Raw genomic sequence first — 1,006 nt, 5'->3', positions numbered from 1 at the left:
TTAAACAGCATGTGCAGAATCAGACCGAACATCAAACCCCAAATCGCTTGCTCAAATGCGAGAAACAAAGAGGTTAATGAGAAGAGTTCAACCGCAGGCATTGTTGGCATTAATGGCGCTGTGATGACCACGATAGAGAGTGCTAATAAGCTGCGAACCCAAATCGGAATCAACGCATCACCAAAAAATGGCATGGATAAAAATACCGCTCCCACACGAAAAAACGGCCACCAAAGTTGACCGAGAATCGCGGAGAGGTCTGCAAATGTGATGGCCATTAGCCAATCATCCCCGGAATGTTGTGGAACAAGAAATCAAACAACTCCATGATTTTGCGAAGAATCCAGTGTCCTGCAAAAATCACCATCAACAGAGTGACGAGCAGACGTGGTAAAAAGCTCAATGTCTGTTCGTTGATTTGCGTTGCCGCTTGGAATACGGCAATACCCAAACCCACAATCAGGCCTGGCACTACCAGTACGGCCACCATCAAGATGATGAGCCATACCGCATCAGAAAATAGAGTAACGGTTAATTCAGGTGTCATCATGGGCTCCTGTTAACCGAAACTGGCTGAAAGAGTGCCGACCGTCATCGCCCAGCCATCGACCAGAACGAACACCACCAACTTGAATGGCAAAGAGACGATAAGTGGTGAAAGCATCATCATACCCATGGCCATCAAAACCGATGCCACCACCAAGTCGATGATCAAGAACGGCAGAAACAACATGAAACCGATTTGGAACGCCGTTTTCAGCTCCGAGGTGATAAAAGCGGGAATCAACACCGCCATCGACACATCTTCTGGATTGGTTACTTGCTCGCCCGACATATTTACGAAGGTTTCCAAATCCTTAATGCGCGTTTGCTTAAGCATGAAGGCCTTCATCGGCACTTGCGCTGCATCGAATGCTTCGCGCGCTGTCACTTGTTCGTTGAGGTATGGCTGGATAGCCGTATCATTGATTTCGTTGAGCACAGGAGACATGACAAAGAAGGTCAA

General features: G+C 47.5%; 3 protein-coding genes. All 3 read right to left on the bottom strand.

Translation table 11 applies throughout. The features are described from left to right. Nucleotides 1-278: flagellar biosynthetic protein FliR (locus R7E47_RS25455; RefSeq protein WP_318085614.1), on the bottom strand; the 278-nt coding region annotated here is incomplete at its 3' end. Next, entirely contained in the window at nucleotides 278-547 is a 270-nt protein-coding gene (gene fliQ / locus R7E47_RS25450; RefSeq protein ID WP_318085616.1) for a flagellar biosynthesis protein FliQ, read from the bottom strand. The genes R7E47_RS25455 and fliQ, both read right to left, overlap by 1 nt. 12 nt (nucleotides 548-559) lie before the next feature. Then, nucleotides 560-1,006 (bottom strand): flagellar type III secretion system pore protein FliP (locus R7E47_RS25445; RefSeq protein WP_318085611.1); only part of this gene is annotated, 447 nt, incomplete at its 5' end.

Origin of the sequence: Vibrio sp. Vb1026 (assembly GCF_033338745.1) — a bacterium.
GTDB classification, from domain to species: Bacteria; Pseudomonadota; Gammaproteobacteria; order Enterobacterales; family Vibrionaceae; genus Vibrio; species Vibrio alginolyticus.
Note: the sequence above shows the minus strand (reverse complement) of the source record. Positions and strands in the feature narration are given on the sequence as shown.

Coding starts and splice junctions, on each gene's coding strand:
- fliQ (WP_318085616.1), bottom strand. CDS start 547: ATGACACCTGAATTAACCGTTACTCTATTTTCTGATGCGGTATGGCTC.